General features: G+C 47.1%; 18 protein-coding genes. 6 read left to right on the forward strand and 12 right to left on the reverse strand.

Annotation, left to right across the window (positions count from 1 at the left end; all coding sequences use genetic code 11):
* Nucleotides 1-8: 8 nt before the first annotated feature.
* Nucleotides 9-755 (reverse strand): pseudouridine synthase, encoded by a 747-nt coding sequence (locus CHI14_RS08440; protein WP_095287997.1) that lies wholly within the window; start codon nt 753-755, stop codon nt 9-11.
* Entirely contained in the window at nt 752-2410 is a 1659-nt protein-coding gene (locus CHI14_RS08445) for an RsmB/NOP family class I SAM-dependent RNA methyltransferase (protein ID WP_095287998.1), read from the reverse strand. The genes CHI14_RS08440 and CHI14_RS08445 overlap by 4 nt, the downstream gene beginning before the upstream one ends.
* A gap of 217 nt (nt 2411-2627) precedes the next feature.
* Between CHI14_RS08445 and CHI14_RS08450 the strand changes: the two genes are divergently transcribed.
* Complete coding sequence (locus CHI14_RS08450) at nt 2628-3173, forward strand: thioredoxin family protein (protein WP_095287999.1); 546 nt, start codon at nt 2628-2630, stop codon at nt 3171-3173.
* 189 nt (nt 3174-3362) lie between these two features.
* On the opposite strand, the gene CHI14_RS08455 is transcribed toward CHI14_RS08450, so the two are convergent.
* From CHI14_RS08455 to CHI14_RS08465, 3 genes are all read right to left on the reverse strand, one after another.
* Nucleotides 3363-3857, reverse strand: coding sequence for a DUF309 domain-containing protein (locus tag CHI14_RS08455; protein ID WP_095288000.1), 495 nt, complete (start codon nt 3855-3857; stop codon nt 3363-3365).
* Nucleotides 3844-4659 carry a GTP diphosphokinase gene (gene yjbM / locus CHI14_RS08460; RefSeq protein WP_095288001.1) on the reverse strand — a complete coding sequence of 272 codons (816 nt, stop codon included), beginning with the start codon at nt 4657-4659 and terminating at the stop codon, nt 3844-3846. Before yjbM ends, CHI14_RS08455 begins: the two co-directional genes overlap by 14 nt.
* Before the next feature lie 140 nt (nt 4660-4799).
* Nucleotides 4800-5897, reverse strand: coding sequence for a quinone-dependent dihydroorotate dehydrogenase (locus CHI14_RS08465; protein WP_095288094.1), 1098 nt, complete (start codon nt 5895-5897; stop codon nt 4800-4802).
* Between the two features lie 225 nt (nt 5898-6122).
* On the opposite strand from CHI14_RS08465, the gene CHI14_RS29675 reads away from it, so the two are divergent.
* Nucleotides 6123-6305 (forward strand): hypothetical protein, encoded by a 183-nt coding sequence (locus CHI14_RS29675; RefSeq protein ID WP_141236650.1) that lies wholly within the window; start codon nt 6123-6125, stop codon nt 6303-6305.
* A gap of 78 nt (nt 6306-6383) precedes the next feature.
* On the opposite strand, the gene CHI14_RS08470 is transcribed toward CHI14_RS29675, so the two are convergent.
* The 3 genes from CHI14_RS08470 to CHI14_RS08480 all read right to left on the reverse strand — a co-directional run bounded on the left by CHI14_RS08470 (nt 6384) and on the right by CHI14_RS08480 (nt 9714).
* On the reverse strand, nt 6384-7820 hold the full coding sequence (locus CHI14_RS08470; protein ID WP_095288002.1) for a L,D-transpeptidase family protein: 1437 nt from the start codon (nt 7818-7820) through the stop codon (nt 6384-6386).
* Nucleotides 7821-8051: 231 nt separating this feature from the next.
* Nucleotides 8052-8294, reverse strand: a complete 243-nt coding sequence (locus CHI14_RS08475) for a ferredoxin (RefSeq protein WP_062322102.1) — start codon at nt 8292-8294, stop codon at nt 8052-8054.
* 118 nt (nt 8295-8412) lie between these two features.
* A complete protein-coding gene (locus CHI14_RS08480; protein WP_095288003.1) occupies nt 8413-9714 on the reverse strand; it encodes a DNA polymerase IV in 1302 nt (433 codons plus the stop codon).
* A 520-nt stretch (nt 9715-10234) separates the two neighbouring features.
* On the opposite strand from CHI14_RS08480, the gene cimA reads away from it, so the two are divergent.
* On the forward strand, nt 10235-11854 hold the full coding sequence (cimA, locus tag CHI14_RS08485) for a citramalate synthase (RefSeq protein WP_095288004.1): 1620 nt from the start codon (nt 10235-10237) through the stop codon (nt 11852-11854).
* A gap of 74 nt (nt 11855-11928) precedes the next feature.
* Here the strand turns inward: cimA and CHI14_RS08490 are convergent, their stop codons facing one another.
* A complete protein-coding gene (locus tag CHI14_RS08490) occupies nt 11929-12477 on the reverse strand; it encodes a TlpA family protein disulfide reductase (RefSeq protein ID WP_095288005.1) in 549 nt (182 codons plus the stop codon).
* Nucleotides 12478-12718: 241 nt separating this feature from the next.
* On the opposite strand from CHI14_RS08490, the gene CHI14_RS08495 reads away from it, so the two are divergent.
* Nucleotides 12719-13195: a M67 family metallopeptidase gene (locus tag CHI14_RS08495; protein ID WP_095288006.1), complete on the forward strand. Its 477-nt coding sequence runs from the start codon at nt 12719-12721 to the stop codon at nt 13193-13195.
* Here CHI14_RS08495 and CHI14_RS08500 read toward each other — a convergent pair.
* The 3 genes from CHI14_RS08500 to CHI14_RS08510 are packed head-to-tail and all read right to left on the reverse strand — an operon-like array spanning nt 13181 to nt 16446.
* Nucleotides 13181-13918, reverse strand: a complete 738-nt coding sequence (locus tag CHI14_RS08500) for an exonuclease domain-containing protein (protein ID WP_095288007.1) — start codon at nt 13916-13918, stop codon at nt 13181-13183. The genes CHI14_RS08495 and CHI14_RS08500 overlap by 15 nt on opposite strands.
* Entirely contained in the window at nt 13915-15000 is a 1086-nt protein-coding gene (locus tag CHI14_RS08505; protein WP_095288095.1) for a DUF294 nucleotidyltransferase-like domain-containing protein, read from the reverse strand. Before CHI14_RS08505 ends, CHI14_RS08500 begins: the two co-directional genes overlap by 4 nt.
* A 42-nt stretch (nt 15001-15042) precedes the next feature.
* The gene (locus tag CHI14_RS08510) at nt 15043-16446 is read right to left on the reverse strand and encodes an ammonium transporter (protein ID WP_095288008.1); all 1404 of its coding nucleotides are present in this window, start codon (nt 16444-16446) and stop codon (nt 15043-15045) included.
* 355 nt (nt 16447-16801) lie between these two features.
* Between CHI14_RS08510 and CHI14_RS08515 the strand changes: the two genes are divergently transcribed.
* The gene (locus CHI14_RS08515; RefSeq protein WP_095288009.1) at nt 16802-17230 is read left to right on the forward strand and encodes a MerR family transcriptional regulator; all 429 of its coding nucleotides are present in this window, start codon (nt 16802-16804) and stop codon (nt 17228-17230) included.
* Nucleotides 17231-17258: 28 nt separating this feature from the next.
* Nucleotides 17259-17939, forward strand: a complete 681-nt coding sequence (locus CHI14_RS08520; protein ID WP_095288010.1) for a zinc metallopeptidase — start codon at nt 17259-17261, stop codon at nt 17937-17939.
* Nucleotides 17940-17944 lie beyond the last annotated feature (5 nt).

Consider the following 17944-nt stretch of genomic DNA (forward strand, 5'->3'; position numbering starts at 1 on the left):
CGGGAGCTTTACTTACGCAGACAGGCCAGCTCGTCTGCGGTTAGTTCGCGGTATCTGCCGATCGGAAGCTCCGTATCCAGCTTAAGGTCGCCCATGGCTACCCTTTTCAGATAAACCACTCGTTTGCCTACAGCCTGGAACATCCGTTTTACCTGATGGAATTTACCTTCGTGGATAATGAGAGAGATCGAAGAAGTCACTCCCTCCTCCGTCTCCTCATAATGAAGCACGGTCAATTCGGCTGGCATGGCTTCATAACCGTCATCCAGCTGTATGCCCGCCTTGAAACGTTGAACATCCTCGTCATCCACTTTCCCCAACACACGGGCTTCGTATGTTTTGGGTACATGCTTGCGTGGAGATAACAGATCATGCGCAAGCGGACCGTCATTCGTCAGAATGAGCAATCCCTCTGTATCTTTATCCAGCCGCCCTACCGGGAACGGATCGAATATCCTGTCCTCTTTGCGGAGGAGATCCAGAACCGTTTTATCCCTGGCGTCTTCCGTTGCGGACACAACACCCGGAGGTTTATGCAGCATCAAATAGATCGTTTCACGGTAAACGATACGCTCTCCATCGGCTTCAATGACATTGGTCTCTGTATTCACCTGCATACCACTATCCTTCACAGCTTTGCCATCGACAAGAATTCTTCCCTGCTTTACCATTTTCTTGAGTTCACTCCGGGTGCCCACACCCATGTGACTCAGTATTTTGTCGAGACGCTGTGTTTTCTTTCCTTTGTCACTCATACCGATGTCCACCTCCAGCCAGCAGGGTACTCATTTTTCAATACGCCATCCAGCCATTTCCCCCAACCAAGAGCGTATCCATCCACGCATACCAGCGCGTAACCTTTGGCAGCTGCTTCAGGCTTGCACTCGACGCGCGCTTCTTCAATATTCAGCGTTTCGCCCTTCAGGTACCTTACCGCTTCTCCACTCGCAGAAGCGAGGTTTATAACCCTTTTCGCCTCAGAGCGGTTCAACGCACAAGCCAGTGGATGAGACGGGACAAACCTTCCGTTCTTTACGGTACCCATAAACCATCCGGGCCGGATCACTTTGAGCCCTTCCAGACGCGATGCGCCAACAGAAGATTGATATACACGGTCACCGTAAAATACCGTTTCCCCGGGGAGCTCAAGTTCCAGATGCTCTTCAATAAATTGTTGATACACGGTCCCCGGATCAATGTTCACCTGATCGGTTCCTCGACCTTTTCCACGATTGGACTTACGCGCATCACGCTCGTTGTTCCTTCCCGCTTTCCCCTCATTTTTGCCGCCTCGAGCTGGCCTTTCATTCCGTTCTCTCGATTCAGTTCTCATCAATCGTTCGCGTTTTCGGTCCGCTTTGCTGAGCGGCTGAGTTACAGCAATCCCTTGATCCTCGGGGATCTTGGATACAGTCTCCTTCTCATCCTCAACGCTGCTGCTGATCCGCTCTGCAGAAGTCTCAGGATGATGCTGCAATACAGCTACGTAATGCCCTTCCCCTTCCAACAAGTGAGGCCACAATCTCGCTGTACCACGCGTCTGATCAAGTACAGCACCTGTTTTTTCTGCCGTTTCAGGCAGCATCTGGCGTACCCATTCCGGTCTTCCCGGAGCGAATCCGGCTGTTTCCGGAATATCATGAACAGTGAAGTCTGGATTGAGATTCAGAAATTCGGCGATCATGGCTTCATTTTCCTCCGGCGCAAACGTACACGTGGAATATACGATCGTCCCTCCCGGAGCGAGCAGCTTCGCAGCTGTCTCCAGAATATCTCGCTGCATTAGCACACACTTCTCTACCGAATGATGCTCCCATGACTTCACCATGTCTTCATCTTTTCGGAACATTCCCTCACCTGAACAAGGAGCATCAATTAGTACCTTATTAAAATAATGCGGAAATGCACCGGCAATCCGTTCCGGCGACTCATTCAGGACAACCGCATTTCGCACACCGTACAACTCCACGTTTTTGGCAAGTGCTTTGGTCCGTTCGGAATGAATATCATTGGTCACCAGCACACCCTTGCCCTGCAGCTTTGCTGCGATCTGGGTAGACTTGCCGCCAGGTGCTGCACACAGATCCAGTACATAATCCCCTGGCTGAACGCCCAGCAACTCCACCGGAGCCATCGCGCTTGGTTCCTGAATATAATATAGACCTGCATGATAGTACGGATGTAGGCCTGGTTTCACGCCATGCGGCACATAAAAGCCCGTCCCGCACCACGGAATGGGCCGTAAATCAAATGGAGCCAATTCATCAAATTGCTCCATGGATATTTTTAACGTATTCACTCGAAGTCCCGCATGCGGAGACTGTTCATATGATTTCATAAATTGTTCAAACTCATCTCCGAGCAAATTTTTCATGCGCTCGGCGAAGATTGAAGGTAGCTGTACAGCCATATTCACTCATCCTGTCCTGTTAAAATGCATATTGTTCTATGTTATCATATCCCGGTACAGCTTTCCTATTGATTCGCTGCATATTCCACTACAGCGTGTAATGTTGTATAATGACAAGTAGGTTGATTATCGCGCAAAAAACGGGTGTTTATGTATATTATCCCAACCTCTATTTTTGCCAAAACTATATTTTGATATGATCGATGGGGGATGTCCAATGAAATCGAAGAAAAAGAAAAGTGCCTCAATCCTGATTTTCCTGGGTATATTCGTGGTCCTAATTGCAGCGCTTGTCGTAGTAAACCAACAATCCAAGAAACAAATGGATGCTGTGGAGAATGCTTATGGTATTGCAGCTTCCAAGCTTAATCCAGCTACACGCGAATTGCTCGATGATCCTAACTATCAACAGATTATTCTGCCGGATGATCTCAAATCCAAAATTGACAATAAGGAAAGCTTTTTCGTTTATTTCTTTGCCTCCGATTGCTCACATTGCCGGGCAACGACACCACAGTTGATGCCGCTGGTAGACGAAGTAGGTATTGAGCTGCCGCAATTCAATCTGCGTGAGTTCGATTCAGGCTGGACAGATTATAATATCGAATTTACACCTACGCTGGTTTATTATCAAGATGGCGTAGAGAAGGATCGCATGGTTGGCGGACTTCAGGAGAACGGTAGTGACAACGGTTATACGCTGGATGACTACAGACAATTTTTTGACAAGTACAAAGGCAGCTCTGCTGCTTCGGCAAGCTAAGAAATAATCGTTGACTACAAGTTAACATCTCACTTTAAGATGTTCAGGTGGACAGGCTCTTCCGTATTTACTCAGAGCTTCGTAGCTAATAAACGCAGACCAAAAAATCACCCCGGCCAATCCTTATCCAAGGATCAGCCGAGGTGATTTTTGTTATACCCGATATGCATCATGCCATCTATACTAATTCTAATTTTCGCCGAAATTGTTCGCCTGCTGCATTGCTTTCATTTTCTCTTCATAGATGCGTCCCCGTGTTGGGCTGCGACGCTGCGGAATGTTGGGTTTCAGTTCCTTAGATCGTTCTTGAATTGCACTAGTCAAAGTCTCATCCCAGATCCGTATGGTCAGATCCTTATATGGAAAATGCTGCGATTCAGGACCAGCTAGTCCGCTGACCAGTCTCTTCACTTCCTCGACCAATTCTCCAAGTTCAATCCCTTTTGTACGATCAGGATAATGCTCCAGCAGTTCAACCGAGCTCTGCAGCATCATCCGGCCGCCACGAAGATTGTTGTTTCTGAAATGATATAAGCCAACTGCAATCTGCAGCAAGCCTTTGTAGAAAGGGTCCCGAGCCTGTTCCAGCCACAACTCTTCCAATACCTCATGGCATTCGAAGTAGTCCTGATCACGGTTAAAATAGATCAAATAATCAATATACAGCGGCTCATAGCTGCTCATCGGGATTTTCGCCCTTCCTAGCCGAATTCAGAAGAGCTTTCACATCGTCCAACAAATCTTTAAGTGCTTCCATGTCATGACGCTCCCAGCAGTCGTTAAAGCGCTTCTGAGCCTCAATGGCCTCATTGACGAGATGGTAGAAATACAACTGATGTATGATGGACAGTGTCTTGGAGACGATGTTTGAATCATCTTCAAACTCCTTCTGCGCTTCGAGGATCTGCAGCCGGATGGCTGACATCTCATTATCCAATACAAAAGCGGCTTCTGCCGTTTTCTTCAGCCTTGCCCGCATATCATCCGGCAGACTTTCACGATATTTATAGCTCAGCGAGTGCTCAATCGTAGCCCAGAAGTTCATGGCCAGCGTCCGGATTTGAATCTCGGCCAGCACTTTCTTCTGTCCCAGAGCCGTCTGAACAGGATATTCAATAATCATATGGAAACTTCGATAACCGCTCTCTTTGAAGTTCGTAATATAATCTTTCTCAATCAATACCGTTAAATCCTTGCGTGCGCGAATGTACTCCGCCACTCTTCGAATATCATCCACAAATTGACACATAATACGAATTCCCGCAATATCCTCAATTCCCGTCTCTACCTGATCAAGTGGCACATTCAGACGTCTGGATTTCTCCAGAATGCTGGATATTTTTTTGACACGACCGGTAACGAATTCAATCGGGGCGTATTCTTCCCGTTTCTTCAGTTCCGCTCGCATTGTCTTGAATTTGACTTTCAATTCCTCTACCGCTTGTTCATAAGGAAGTAAAAATGTACCCCAGTCTCTACCGTCCATGCTTATGCCTCCTGTCTCTATAGCGTCCCCTGTTCTAGTCTATTATACATGATGTTCAGCGGGGGGAAGAGTCCCGTACGCAATCCCCTCTTCCAAGCTTCTATATTTTCGCTCCGGGGAACTTCTTATCCTTTATGTTCTTATCTGTGCTCTGCACCGACAGCTTCGGAGATATGACGATAGCCGTCTTTGCGCAATAGCTCACGCAATCCGGCATGGATACGCCGATTCACTTCAGGTCCTTCATAGATCAGAGCTGTGTATATTTCCACCAGACTTGCACCGGCTTTAATTTTTTCGTATGCGTCTTCGCTTGTAAAAATACCGCCGGAACCGATAATCGGAAGCTTCCCTTCAGTTTGACGATAGATGCGCCGAATAACCTCCGTGGAACGATCCCGCAGCGGTTTGCCGCTAAGTCCACCGGTTTCCTTGGCATGCTGATGGGACAGACCATCCCGGTTAACCGTCGTGTTGGTGGCAATGATGCCAGCAACACCACTATCAGTGATCGTGCTAACCATATATTCAAGCTCCTGGTCGTTGACATCCGGTGCGATTTTGACCAGAACCGATTTGACAGATCCGCCTGCTTTTGTGCGTTGTGCTTCCATTTCACTCATCACTGCTGCAAGCAGTTCCTTCAATTCATTCCCATGTTGCAGGTTACGCAGATCCGGTGTATTTGGTGAACTGATATTCACGACGAACAAATCCGCATAATCATACAGCGCCCGAATACATTTTTCATAATCCAGGTGTGCTTCTTCATTAGGTGTAGCCTTGTTTTTGCCAATGTTGACTGCAACGGGAATACGACGCTCCTTCAGACGTGCCAATTCACCTGCCATTGCTTCCGCCCCAAGGTTGTTGAACCCCATCCGGTTCACCAAAGCTTCATCTGGAGGCAGACGGAACAGACGGGGCTGATCATTGCCTGGCTGCGGAAGCGGTGTTACGGTGCCGACTTCCATGAACCCAAATCCAATGGATGAGAAACCCGTTACGGCCTGTCCGTTTTTGTCCAGACCCGCTGCGAGGCCCACTGGGGTGGGAAAATGACAGCCAAACATGTCGACAGCCAGATCTTCCGTTTCACGTACGCCATACATCACCCGCAAGCCGGAAGGCACCGGGCGAATACTGCCCATGCCGCTAAGACCGCCAATAATCAGATGATGGGCCTGTTCAGGGTCCATTTTGAACAACAAGGGTTTAGCAAGACTTCTATATAACAAATCACTCACTCCGTTCTCGTCCGGTACGCCGTAAAGATGCTTTCCCGTCTTTTTCATATGTAAAAAAACACTCTACACACAAGTCTATCCGTTTCTTCATCAAAAGGAAAGTAGTTTGCGCATAGACATCCTCATTTTGCCCATGTCTGCAAGCCACTTTAAGCCTTATGGAAGAAATAATCCCGCATACTGGAAATGGAGTGGTGAATTCTTTACAATGGGAGCATGGCTACGTTATACCAGCCCCAACGAACGAAGGAGGAACAGCCCATGGCTCCCAAACGTAAACCGCCTGCTTTGCAGCAAAAGAAAGAAGAAGTCAATCGGAAAGCCATTGCTTGGACAGCGGCCAGCGTCATCGGATTGATCATTATTATCGGCGCACTCATCATTATCGCCAATATGTAAACGGTCAAGCCGACTGCCAGTGCAGTACATAAAGTTTCAGCTGGAGTACACGCCATCGTAACAGGTTACAGGAATCGATTAATTCAGCCAATGATACGTCTTGTTTGGATTGTTTTGTTTGGGAACAAGCGTATGCTGATAGCGATCCTTCGCTCCCGGAACAAGGATGGTCTCTGGCAGCAGATTCGTTCCAATGCGTACCGGGGTGCCCTGAGGTGCGAGTGCAAACAGTTCCTCCACATCCCCAGTACTCATTCTCACACATCCAAGGGACTCATCCAGCCCAATACTGTCTGGCTCGTTGGTCCCGTGGATGGCATAATTCGTATCCGACAGCTGCATGCCTCTTGTCCCAAATTCTCCATCAGAGCGACCATTTGGATTCACGACTTTATCCGTAATGACAAAGGTACCTTCGGGTGTTCGTCCTCCCCCTAGCCCCACCTCATAATTGCGTATGATGGTATTGCCGCTAATAAGCGCAAGTCTGTGGTTGCTTTTATCAACTACGATCTCCAATTGATCCTGTAAAAAGAGTTCCCCTCCAAGCGTGTCTGCAAACGGACCATTCGCTTGCAGAGCAGGTGATTGTCCGGCTTGTTCCTGACCCGCTTGTTGTCCCGCCTCTTTCATTCCTTGCTGCTGCATCGCAAGTATTGCCGGAAACATGTCTTTCATCCCCGGTGCTGTCTCACCCAAAATGTTGTTTGGAAAAGGCTGCGCAAGCTGATTTACGTTCTTGGGCCAGGTTTTGTTCTGCTTATAGTATGTATGGATTGCACTGGACAATGATGCAGCTGATTCTTGTTTGGCTGTCCACGCCTGTGCAAGATGCTTGATGTCTTTTGAAACTTCCGGCGGTTCGCAGCTGCACTGGTCCGCATCGTAACTTTGGGCGGTTAATCTGCCGCTGCTATTCGTTTGGACAATATATTTCACCGGCATATTTCGTTTCCATAGCGCCCATTCGTCAGAAGTCTCCATGCCCAGAACAGCGGATGTCTCCACCTTGGGTCCCGCACCTGACCATGCAGCAGCAAGCGCCGTTTCTCCCTGATGGTTCCCTCCGAATCTCGCAGCTGTAAAAACATTCGAATTGGTGATAGGAGCTGAAGCAGCTTCACGACCATCAGAGATTGGGCCATCCGCCCAATCATCCTCGGCTTCCAAAGCCGATGCCAACGCTTCAGCTGCATCACGGTTGAATCCTGGAGCATCTGCAGGCGGTACCAGAGCGAACACAAGCAGCATTAGCAGGGTCAGCCACATTTTGCGAATACGCTGCTTCCTCTCCTTTTGTTCTCCCATCTCCACCAGCTTGTTTTGATAATCCACCCATATGTCTGCAGGAGCCTTACTCCGTTCAAATGCTTCGTAAACTTCGCCCGCTTGCTGAAAACAATAGTTGGCCTTGCCTTCCTGACCTTCACGCACATACTCCTTACCGAGCAAATACCAGGCCATTTTATTATCAGGATGTTTCTTAACATATGTTCTTAGGTGAGTATTCTGCATCCGATCCTCCGCTTGATTTCGCTTTTTCCGTTTCTATCTATTATATCGGCATAGAACGGAATGAAATCCATAGGACTTGAGTACCCGGATGAAACGCAAAGCATTCGACAAAATATCACAACCTGGTAAACGATAAAACCGTGCCAACATGAATTTCTACGCACTAAAAAAAGCACGTCCCACTGCCCTAAGACAGAGGAATGTGCTTCTTCCTGGTTATATGGTGTATGATTAGCCTTCTTTGTTGAAAGGCTCATCCGCTACTTTGATGGAATCCGTTGGGCAGCCATCACAAGCATCTTGCATATCATCGAACAGGTCGTCCGGGATCGCTTTGATTCCTTGGTTAGCATCGCCATCAAAAATCACTTCTGCCAAGCCCTCATCATCATAGTCATAAATGTCAGGCGCCGTTGCTCCGCAAGCACCACATGCAATACATGTGTCTTTTTCAACCCAAGTGTACTTACTCATTACAATCTCTCCTCCTAAAATTCGAAACGTACAGTGTTTTTATCTAGAAAACATATTAAACCAAAGTAAAAGTAATTTCAAATTATTTTGACAACATCAAGAGTATATTATGCCCTATTTAATCAAGACTTTGCAAGTTATCTTTTTGCAGAGACGTGCCCCTCACCTTGTGATTACGGAGCAAAACGGAAGGGTCATCCCCAAGCATGCCCGCTGTTACAACAGCATTCTCTCCAAATTTGTCACGCAGCTGGTCCATAATGCGAATCAGATTCTCCTTTTTCGGCTTCTGTTCGTATTCAAACAGATCCAGCTGTACAGCTGATTCCTCACGTGGAATCAAATTCTGAAGAGTTACTCCCAGCATGCGTACAGGCTTCCCACTACTCCAGTGCTTGGCAAATAAAGCGCAGGCTTCCCGGTAGATTATCGTTGCATCCTCCGTAGGAACTTCCATCATCCGTGAACGGGTGATCGTTTTCATATCCGGTGTTCGGATTGTAATCTGAATCCCCTGACTCAGCATCTCGTGCTTGCGCAAACGCCTGGCCACTTGATCACTAATGTTGAGCAATACCCGGTGTACATCGTCCATCTCGGTAATGTCCGCTGGTAATGTTGTGGTATGCCCGATGGATTTATTCGCTTCCCGCTCTGGCTGAACGGTAGAATGATTGATGCCATTGGCTGAATTCTTCAGCCAGGTACCGTTAATTCCGAATACATCCGTCAACATCCGCTCATCCGATTTTGCAAGCTGTCCTATGGTTTCGATGCCCAGCTTTTTCAGTTTTTCAGCTGTCTTTTTGCCAATCCCGAACAACTCATTGCAGGGTCTATGCCAGAGAATCCGAGGTACATCCCTCATTCGCAAGATGGAAATGCCGTTAGGTTTCTTCAGATCGGAAGCCATCTTCGCCAGCAGTTTGTTGGGTGCAATGCCGATGGAACATGGAAGTCCCAGTTCTTCCCGTATTCGTTGCTGGATGCTCTCCGCAATTTCCATGGGTGTGCCGAACTGTTTAGAGCCTGTGATATCCAGATAACATTCATCTATTGAGGTTGCCTCCAGCAGTGGTGTATAACTGTAGGCTATTTTCATAAATGCTCTTGAATATTGACGATATAGATGAAAATCAGGACGAATGACGATTAATTCCGGACATTTTTTCATCGCCTGATGCACCACCATGCCTGTTGAGATGCCTTTTCTTCGAGCCGTATATGAACACGTAACTATAACGCCTTTTCTCACTTCACTGCTGCCTGCAACAGCTGTTGCTTTACCTCTGTATAGTTCCGGCTCTTCGGCTTCATGCACCGAGCAATAAAATGCGTTCATATCGACATGCAAAATGACCCTTCCGGCGGCAGGATAATATCGATCCACATTCGTGTGACGGGTTCCATCCCCAGACATATACCTCCGCCCTTTCGTACTTCTAGTTAATGAAGCTTAAATATCTATTCACCCTATTATATCAAGTTCGTTATGTAAAATCAGTTACGTTTTATTTCCGAATGGATCGGATGATCGATCGTATAATTAGCCACCCTACACTTGCAAAAAGGACTAAAGTAATCAAGAAAATAACTATATTTTCCCATACAAAAGTCATATATACCCCTCCTCTTTTTCCATATATCCCATTTAACGGTCAAATTTCAATATAACATACATTTTAGTATCAATCACTTTTCCGATCATGGAGAAACAAAAATTTGTTACACGAAACTGCGATTTCTGTGTAGCATTTGGCCATAATGGTGCTATAATAATTAATTATACAATTTCGCGACTTTCGGACAAATCAACGCATAGAGTTTAATACAGTGTAGCGTTGCAGAACCGAAGGATTCATATGCAAACTTATTCGCACGCTTCCTCAACACAAAATTCAACTTTTAAAAAAACCGCTTTATCTCAAAGGAGGATCTTCATGTCAAAGGCCATTTCCATCTTCGATACGACTTTACGTGACGGCACACAAGGGGAGGGAGTCAGTTTATCGGCAGATGACAAGCTTAAAATCGCCAAGAAACTCGACGACCTGGGTGCTCATTATATTGAAGGCGGAATTCCGGGCAGCAACACCAAGGACATTGAGTTTTTCAAAAGAGTAAAAGAATTAAATCTCAATGCCAAGGTCGTTGCTTTTGGCAGCACACGTCGCAAAGGAAGCATCGCCAGCGAAGACGCCAATTTGAAACGGATGATCGAATCCGGTGCACAAGCAGCAACATTGGTCGGTAAATCGTGGGATTTCCACGTCCATACTGCCTTGCAAACCACCTTGGAAGAAAATCTATCCATGATCTATGATTCTATTGCTTACTTGAAGCAAAATGGAATGGAAGTTATTTTCGATGCCGAGCACTTCTTCGACGGATTCAAGCATAACCCGGAGTATGCTCAAGCTGTGTTAACGAAAGCTCATCAAGCCGGTGCAGACTGGCTCGTGATGTGTGATACCAACGGCGGAACCATGCCGCATGAAGTATACGAGATTGTATCCAGACTCTCTGGAAGTCTCCCTCATGCTCATCTCGGAATTCATACACATAATGACTGTGAACTGGCTGTCGCCAATACGCTTAGCGCTGTACAAGCCGGGGCCAGACAGGTTCAAGGCACGATGAACGGTTATGGAGAACGTTGCGGCAATGCCAATCTGGCCTCCATTATTCCGAACCTACAGCTCAAGCTTGGATATGAATGCGTGTCCGAAGATTCGATGAGACAGCTCACAAACGTAGCCCGCTATGTTAGCGAGATTGCCAATGTGAACATGCCGATCAACCAGCCTTATGTCGGTAATGCAGCATTCGCTCATAAGGGCGGCATTCACGTCTCTGCTATCCTGCGTGATTCCCGTACTTACGAACATATCGTACCTGAACTTGTCGGAAACAAACAGCGTGTACTCGTTTCGGAGTTGGCTGGACAGAGCAACATCGTCTCCAAGGCACAGGAACTTGGACTGGAGTTCGATCCAAGCAGCGCCAATTCACGCCAGATCATTGAAAAAATCAAAGATTTGGAGCATCAAGGTTATCAGTTTGAAGGTGCGGACGCTTCCCTTGAGCTGCTCATTCGCGAAGCAAACGGAGATATGAAGGAACTGTTCACATTTGAATCCTTCAAAATGCTTGTGGAAAAAGCGGCCGACAAGTCCGTTGTCTCCGAAGCATTCGTTAAGCTCAATGTTGCTGGAACAAGCGTTTATACCGCTGCAGAGGGTAATGGTCCGGTGAATGCTCTCGATAACGCTCTTCGGAAAGCGCTCGTCCAGTATTTCCCTTCGCTTGCTAACATGCATCTATCTGACTATAAAGTTCGTGTACTTGATGAGAAGGATGCCACGGCAGCCAAAGTACGTGTATTAATTGAATCCAAAAATACAGAGAATACATGGAATACGGTTGGCGTTTCCGAAAACGTCATTGAAGCCAGCTGGGAAGCCCTTGTTCACAGTTTCCGTTATGCCCTGCTTCAGGAAAAGTTACAGGACGAGCCAAATGTTGTCCACACAGCCATGCATGGGCTAAGCAACCATTAACGCTTATTTCCCGGAAAATAAAAGAAGCGCCTGTCTCCAAAATCACTGGGGACAGGCGCTTTTTATTCGACTCACTAGTTGATGACTTTCTTGATTTTACGCTCCAATTCCTTCTCAGGCAAAATGCCGAGTATGACTTCCTGGATTACCCCATTCTTGTCAATCAGCACATTTGTAGGAAAAGCAACACCATTATACTTGGCATAGGCTTCCCCGTCTTCATCAAGCAAAATAGGGAACGTCAGTTTGTATTCCTCCACAAAAGCTTTAGCATCTTTCAGCTTATCGTAAGGGGTTACATTGACTCCATACATATCCATTTCATCTTTATATTTAGCCGCCAAGGTATTAAGCGCTGGCGCTTCCTCCTTGCAGGGTTCACACCAGGAAGCCCAGAAGCTGACAAATACAGCCTTTTCCTTCGCTCCTCCTGCGGTATATGTTTTGCCATCCATGCCTTTAAGAGAGAACGCTGGGGCCAGTAATCCAGCTCTCGGTCCGGTTTCCGTTGGAAGCGGCTCTTCTTGTTTGAACACGGCAGCGATTCCGTTATCCACATTTTGAGCCAGTGCAACCCCAATGAGCAATACAACAGCAAGCAGTATGTATATGTTTCGTTTCATGGCTAGCCACCTTCTTGTAGAATCAGCATCTCAGGTATAACTCTATTACCGTCACTCATTGCAAGCGGTCCTAACCACTTGATACGTTTGCACATGGTGATGTCACTTATCCTTGTTGTAAAATACTCTCTTTAATATTGTACCCTTTTCCTTTAAAATTTTACAATCAGGGATCATACAAATTTAAACAAAAAAGGACCCCTGCCTAAGCAGGAGCCAAAGAGAGAGGGGTGAATACAAAATGGCAGCACTTCACGGACAGCAAAACATGATCTTCATTCCTTCTTCCGTAGAGCAAGAAATGTCGAAACACATGTACAATTCGCTGCCGCAGGAAGCCTGCGGGGTTGTGCTGGGTGAAGCTGCAGCGGGCGGCATACGAATCAGTCGGTTTCAGCCAATTCGCAACGTTGCGCCTAACCCGCTGCATCACTTCAGCCTGGATGAGGCGGAATGGATTCGTTGCATATTTAACGAGCCACAGCTCATTGGTATCTTCCACTCACATCCACAAACCAGTCCCGTACCGTCCCATCAGGACCTCATGGCCCTTCCAGCTTACGCCGAATTAATCAAGGTGTATCTGATCGGCACGCCCGCTCTGACAAGCAAGTCAGAACCTTGTATGCATTTGAATGGTTATGAGATCCTGTACAACGTGGAAGACCCAAGTAAGTCACGCCATGATCTTCAGCCAGCACAACTACGCATGACTTAAATGGGTATACAAGTCACCCAGTGTTTCTACATTTTTATGAGTCATATCCTCCAAATAACAGGACCATAGCTGCGCGGTCATCTTGGCATCTTCCAATGCATGATGACGTCCGTATATCGGTATCCCCCTTGATTCCAGCAGTTCATCGAGACCATAACCTGGTCTTCCCGGCTCCAGCCAGCGAGCCAGCATCATGGTGTCGATCAGCCGATGGGTCAGCCTCACTTTGGAGGTACGCCACAGAGCAGCATTCAGAAATGCCCGATCATGCGCACTTGCATGTGCAACCAGTACACTGCCTCCAACAAAAGACATAAAATCATGCAGGCCCTCCAGCAAAGTAGGTGCATCAACGCACATCTGCTCTGTGATGCCTGTAAGTTCGGTAATGTGTTCTGGTATTGCAGCTTTGGATTGAACGAGTGTATAAAACTGTTCTCCTTCCAGGACTACACCACCACTGATGCGCACGGCGCCAAATGATAGAATCTCGTCTCCATGCTGCGGAGAAAAACCTGTCGTCTCCAGATCAAATACAACAGCATCCAATTCATTCAGCGGCGTATGCAGAACTTCCGGTCTGCGCTGCTCCCTCATCATTGAACGAATGAACGCCATGTGTTGCGCCGTTGGGGCCCCCATTATGGAAGCGATGGCAGAAGGAACCCCTCCCTGACGCAGCGAATTCCAAAATCCAGTATTGCCCCTTGCCGGCTCTCTCATGGACGTCTCCTTTCTGCAAAACGAAGTTGTCTTTGCAGTGCACGATGCACACGCCGCACCTGTCCTAATGTATCCCGCAATTCATAATGCATCTGTTTTTGCTTCATTTGTTTCTCATCCAGAAAACCACTGCTCTGCTGCAACCCACCTCTAATGACGACTGGTGTACTACGTCTAAACTTCAGCGCTATCATAAAAGCACGCCCTGCCGCATCAAGCAGCGTTAGGGGGACCGCTTCAAGGGAAACCAATCTCTGTATTCGCTTGAGCGTAGATGTTTCCTTAATTCCATGCTGCAGTGCCAGGAAACGCGCACTGTTTACCAGTGGAATGTATAGTCCATACTTGACGTCGAATCCGCCAGCATGTTCTCCAAACCTTTCTGTGACCACCTGACCGAGAATATTCAAGGTTGCCTTGTGTTTAACGGTATTACGCAGGACAGCATCAGACAGCTCGGGAACGGCTCTGAACCCATCATAGAAGGCAGCAATCCATTCATCCGCCAGACCTTTCTCGCCTGCCACAAAACGCATATCCGAAGCAATGATCAAATTACGCACAGGTTCCCACGCCAGATCAGACCTCCACGCACGGAGCTGTTCCTTCCAGGATTCCAGTGTTTTACGCCATAATGGCTCTGAACACATCACTTTCCCTTCACATTTGGCATAGCCTAGATCTTCAAGCATATCAGCCATTCGTCGTCCGAGTTCGGCAAAATACTCCTCTTTTCCCTCATGCGGGTTATCGCTGATGATCATGCCGTTGTCCTGATCACTCCATAATGTAGCTTCTTCCCTGCCCGAACTGCCAAAAACGATAAAGGCATAGGGGACGGGAGGCCGGCCGAAGCCTTCCTCTACCATCCCCTGGATGCATAACTCTACTGCTTTCCGGTATATTCGGTCATGCAGTTCATTTACCGTTTGGTACCACTCGATTGGCGACAAGGAAGCGGACAACAATTCCTGGAGCTCATTCTGCAATACTACACGTGCCTGGCGCAGCTCCTCGGTTGAAGCAGCACCATCGATCCCTTGATAGGACCAAGAATGGTTTATAAACGGGATAGGTTCCATCATGTCCTGCCTCCTTGAAGCGTGATTCAGTCATCATTCACCTTAGGAGCTGAACGTACCGCCACCACTCGTTTTACCTTCAATACTTTTCATTTGCTCAGGGTACCCATAAGTACCGTGCTCACTAAGATCCAGACCCATGGTTTCCTCTTCTTCAGTTACACGAATACCCATGATGGCTTTCATTCCGCCAAGGATTATGAAGGAAACAACCAGTACGAAGGCGAATGCACCTACCAGACCCAAAAGCTGAACTCCCAGCTGATGGAATCCACCGCCGTAGAACAGACCTGCTTGACCTACACCTACACTTTCAGCGAGTTCCGGAGTTGCAAACAGTCCTGTGGAAATTGCTCCCCACATACCAGCGATACCATGAACGGAGAACGCATAGATCGGATCGTCAATTCCTTTGCGATCGAAGAATTGAGCCGTGAAGAATGTGATAATACCTGCCAAAGCACCGATAACCAGAGCTGCCCAAGGTTCTACGAAGGCACAAGCACCTGTAATCGCAACGAGTGCTGCAAGCACACCGTTCAGCATGCTAGGAATATCGGATTTACCAAGAACTGCCCAAGAGATCAACAGTGCCGCAACACCACCAGCTGCAGCGGCAACGTTTGTAGTCAATGCAACATAACCGAAGAATCCATCGCCCATTGCAGACAATGTGCTACCTGGGTTAAATCCGAACCAACCGATCCAGAGAATGATAACACCGAGAACAGAGTAAACTTGGTTATGACCCGGAATGATGTTAGGTTTTCCGTCTTTGTTGTATTTTCCGATACGCGGTTTCAACAGAATCGTAGCTACCAATGCAGCTGTTGCACCCGTCAAGTGAACTACAGTTGAACCTGCGAAGTCTTGCATACCCAGCTCTGCGAGCCAGCCGCCGCCCCATACCCAGTGAGCAACAACCGGATACATGATAATGGTATAAAGTGTTCCGAAAACAATATATACGCTCATTTTTGCACGTTCAGCCATACCACCGCAGGCAATGGCCAATGATACTGCCGCAAAAGCGAGGTGGAATACAAATTTAATGGTAAGTGGAACATCGGAGAAGGCCAGTGATTCGAAGGATGCAGCCATTTGGTCACCACTCAGGAAAAATCCTGTTGTTCCAAAAAAGCTGTTTCCGTTACCGAAGCCAAGGCCGAAGCCTAGAGCCCAGAAGGCAATAACCGAAATACCCAATGTCAGGATCGTTTTACCCGCAATATGTCCTGCATTCTTCATTCGTGTTGAACCTGCTTCCAATAAAGCAAATCCCCCTTGCATCAAGAAAACCAGCACAACAGCCAAAAACGTAAAGGCTGAGTTCAAACCTGTTTGAAGTTCAATGTTAGTCGGCCCCTCCGCAGAAGCGAATGCGCTGACTGGGAAAGCCAGTAACGTAAGCATTAATAACACCGCAACCAACCATTTCTTTCTCATATACCCCACTCCCTCTTATGTTAAGTTTCTTCACATATCGTGAAACTCTTAATGTCATTATAAGCAGAAGACAGGAAAGTTGACAAGAGTATTTTAATCAAATCAGAAAAATATTTCTGGGAATAAAGTCATGCGTCTTTTTCTTGCACTTAAGTACATATTCATGTCCTGTGAGCACATAGACATAGAAGCATGCCTCATTCACAATAAAAGCATAACGTTTGACTGTATGGTTAAAGATCATGTATCATAACTATATAGTAAGAAAAGAATGGGGCGGAGTCTGTAAAGCCGCAAGTGGAATCTAAAATTCCCTACAATAGAACTTGCAAGCGAGGTGAATACCATTGGGGATATGAAACTGTTTCGGATTGGCGAACTTGCCAAGACCGCTGGTGTGAGTGAACGGACGATTGATTACTACACGAAGCTTGGTTTGATCGCTCCTGAAGAGCGGACAGAAAAAAACTATCGTCTATATAGTAATGAAACTTTAACCAGGCTCGAACGTATTGTACAGATGAAACAAGAGAAATATAGTCTCGACGAGATTAAGCAATCTCTTGAGAAGTGGAGTCTGGTTAGCACAGAAGAGCAGGTTGCCAGCAAACTGACAACACTTGAACTTCATGTTCAACAACTTGAGCGAGAGGTCAATGAACTCAAACCGCTACTTGGCGAGATGAAACCTGTACAAGCACGTAAGATGATGGCTGGCCTACTTACGAAAAGTGCTGGTACGATGGAAGCCTTGAAAATCTTGCTTGAGAACACCATGATGTAGCCTATTATTAGAAAGCGGAGGAATGAATATGAGTTTTAATAACGGTATGTTCGTTTTGATCATTATCGCCTTTTTGCTCTCCTTGTGGGCGCAATTTCGCGTGAAGAGTACATTCAACCGTTGGTCGGGTGTCCAAAACCTGAACGGCATGACCGGGTATGATGCAGCTCGTCATATGCTGGATGCCAACGGTCTGCACGATGTTCCAATTGAACCCGTGCGCGGGGCCCTCTCCGATCACTACGATCCGATTAACCGGGTTGTACGATTGTCGGAACCTGTATATTATGAAAATTCGATTTCAGCTGTTTCCGTAGCCTGTCACGAGGTCGGCCATGCCATACAGCACAAGGAAAGCTATCCGATGCTCGCACTTCGTCACCGGATCTTCCCGATTGTGAACTTTGCATCCGGAATCGCACCTTTTCTACTCATTGCAGGATTCATCTTTAGCGCAATGAACCTTGTTGGTCTCGGTATCATCTTCTTCTCCGTTACCGTTGCGTTCCAGCTCATCACATTGCCAGTAGAGTTCAATGCCAGCAATCGGGCTCGTGAAATCATGGTTTCTGAAGGTTACATTCGAAATGAAGAAGAAAAAGGCGTTGCCAAGGTTCTGAACGCCGCAGCGTTAACATATGTGGCCGCTGCACTGATCTCCCTGCTTGAATTGATCCGTTACATCGGAATTTTCAACAGTCGCGACTAATCAAA

Origin of the sequence: Paenibacillus sp. 7516, from assembly GCF_002272715.1 — a bacterium.
Lineage (GTDB): Bacteria > Bacillota > Bacilli > Paenibacillales > Paenibacillaceae > Paenibacillus > Paenibacillus illinoisensis_A.

Coding starts and splice junctions, on each gene's coding strand:
- CHI14_RS08470 (WP_095288002.1), bottom strand. CDS start 7,820: ATGCAGAATACTCACCTAAGAACATATGTTAAGAAACATCCTGATAAT.
- CHI14_RS08510 (WP_095288008.1), bottom strand. CDS start 16,446: ATGAGAAAGAAATGGTTGGTTGCGGTGTTATTAATGCTTACGTTACTG.
- CHI14_RS08500 (WP_095288007.1), bottom strand. CDS start 13,918: ATGAGAGAGCCGGCAAGGGGCAATACTGGATTTTGGAATTCGCTGCGT.
- CHI14_RS08450 (WP_095287999.1), top strand. CDS start 2,628: ATGAAATCGAAGAAAAAGAAAAGTGCCTCAATCCTGATTTTCCTGGGT.
- CHI14_RS08475 (WP_062322102.1), bottom strand. CDS start 8,294: ATGAGTAAGTACACTTGGGTTGAAAAAGACACATGTATTGCATGTGGT.
- cimA (WP_095288004.1), top strand. CDS start 10,235: ATGTCAAAGGCCATTTCCATCTTCGATACGACTTTACGTGACGGCACA.
- CHI14_RS08495 (WP_095288006.1), top strand. CDS start 12,719: ATGGCAGCACTTCACGGACAGCAAAACATGATCTTCATTCCTTCTTCC.
- CHI14_RS08480 (WP_095288003.1), bottom strand. CDS start 9,714: ATGTCTGGGGATGGAACCCGTCACACGAATGTGGATCGATATTATCCT.
- CHI14_RS08490 (WP_095288005.1), bottom strand. CDS start 12,477: ATGAAACGAAACATATACATACTGCTTGCTGTTGTATTGCTCATTGGG.
- CHI14_RS08520 (WP_095288010.1), top strand. CDS start 17,259: ATGAGTTTTAATAACGGTATGTTCGTTTTGATCATTATCGCCTTTTTG.
- CHI14_RS08445 (WP_095287998.1), bottom strand. CDS start 2,410: ATGGCTGTACAGCTACCTTCAATCTTCGCCGAGCGCATGAAAAATTTG.
- CHI14_RS08440 (WP_095287997.1), bottom strand. CDS start 755: ATGAGTGACAAAGGAAAGAAAACACAGCGTCTCGACAAAATACTGAGT.
- CHI14_RS29675 (WP_141236650.1), top strand. CDS start 6,123: ATGGCTACGTTATACCAGCCCCAACGAACGAAGGAGGAACAGCCCATG.
- CHI14_RS08515 (WP_095288009.1), top strand. CDS start 16,802: ATGAAACTGTTTCGGATTGGCGAACTTGCCAAGACCGCTGGTGTGAGT.
- yjbM (WP_095288001.1), bottom strand. CDS start 4,659: ATGGACGGTAGAGACTGGGGTACATTTTTACTTCCTTATGAACAAGCG.
- CHI14_RS08455 (WP_095288000.1), bottom strand. CDS start 3,857: ATGAGCAGCTATGAGCCGCTGTATATTGATTATTTGATCTATTTTAAC.
- CHI14_RS08505 (WP_095288095.1), bottom strand. CDS start 15,000: ATGGAACCTATCCCGTTTATAAACCATTCTTGGTCCTATCAAGGGATC.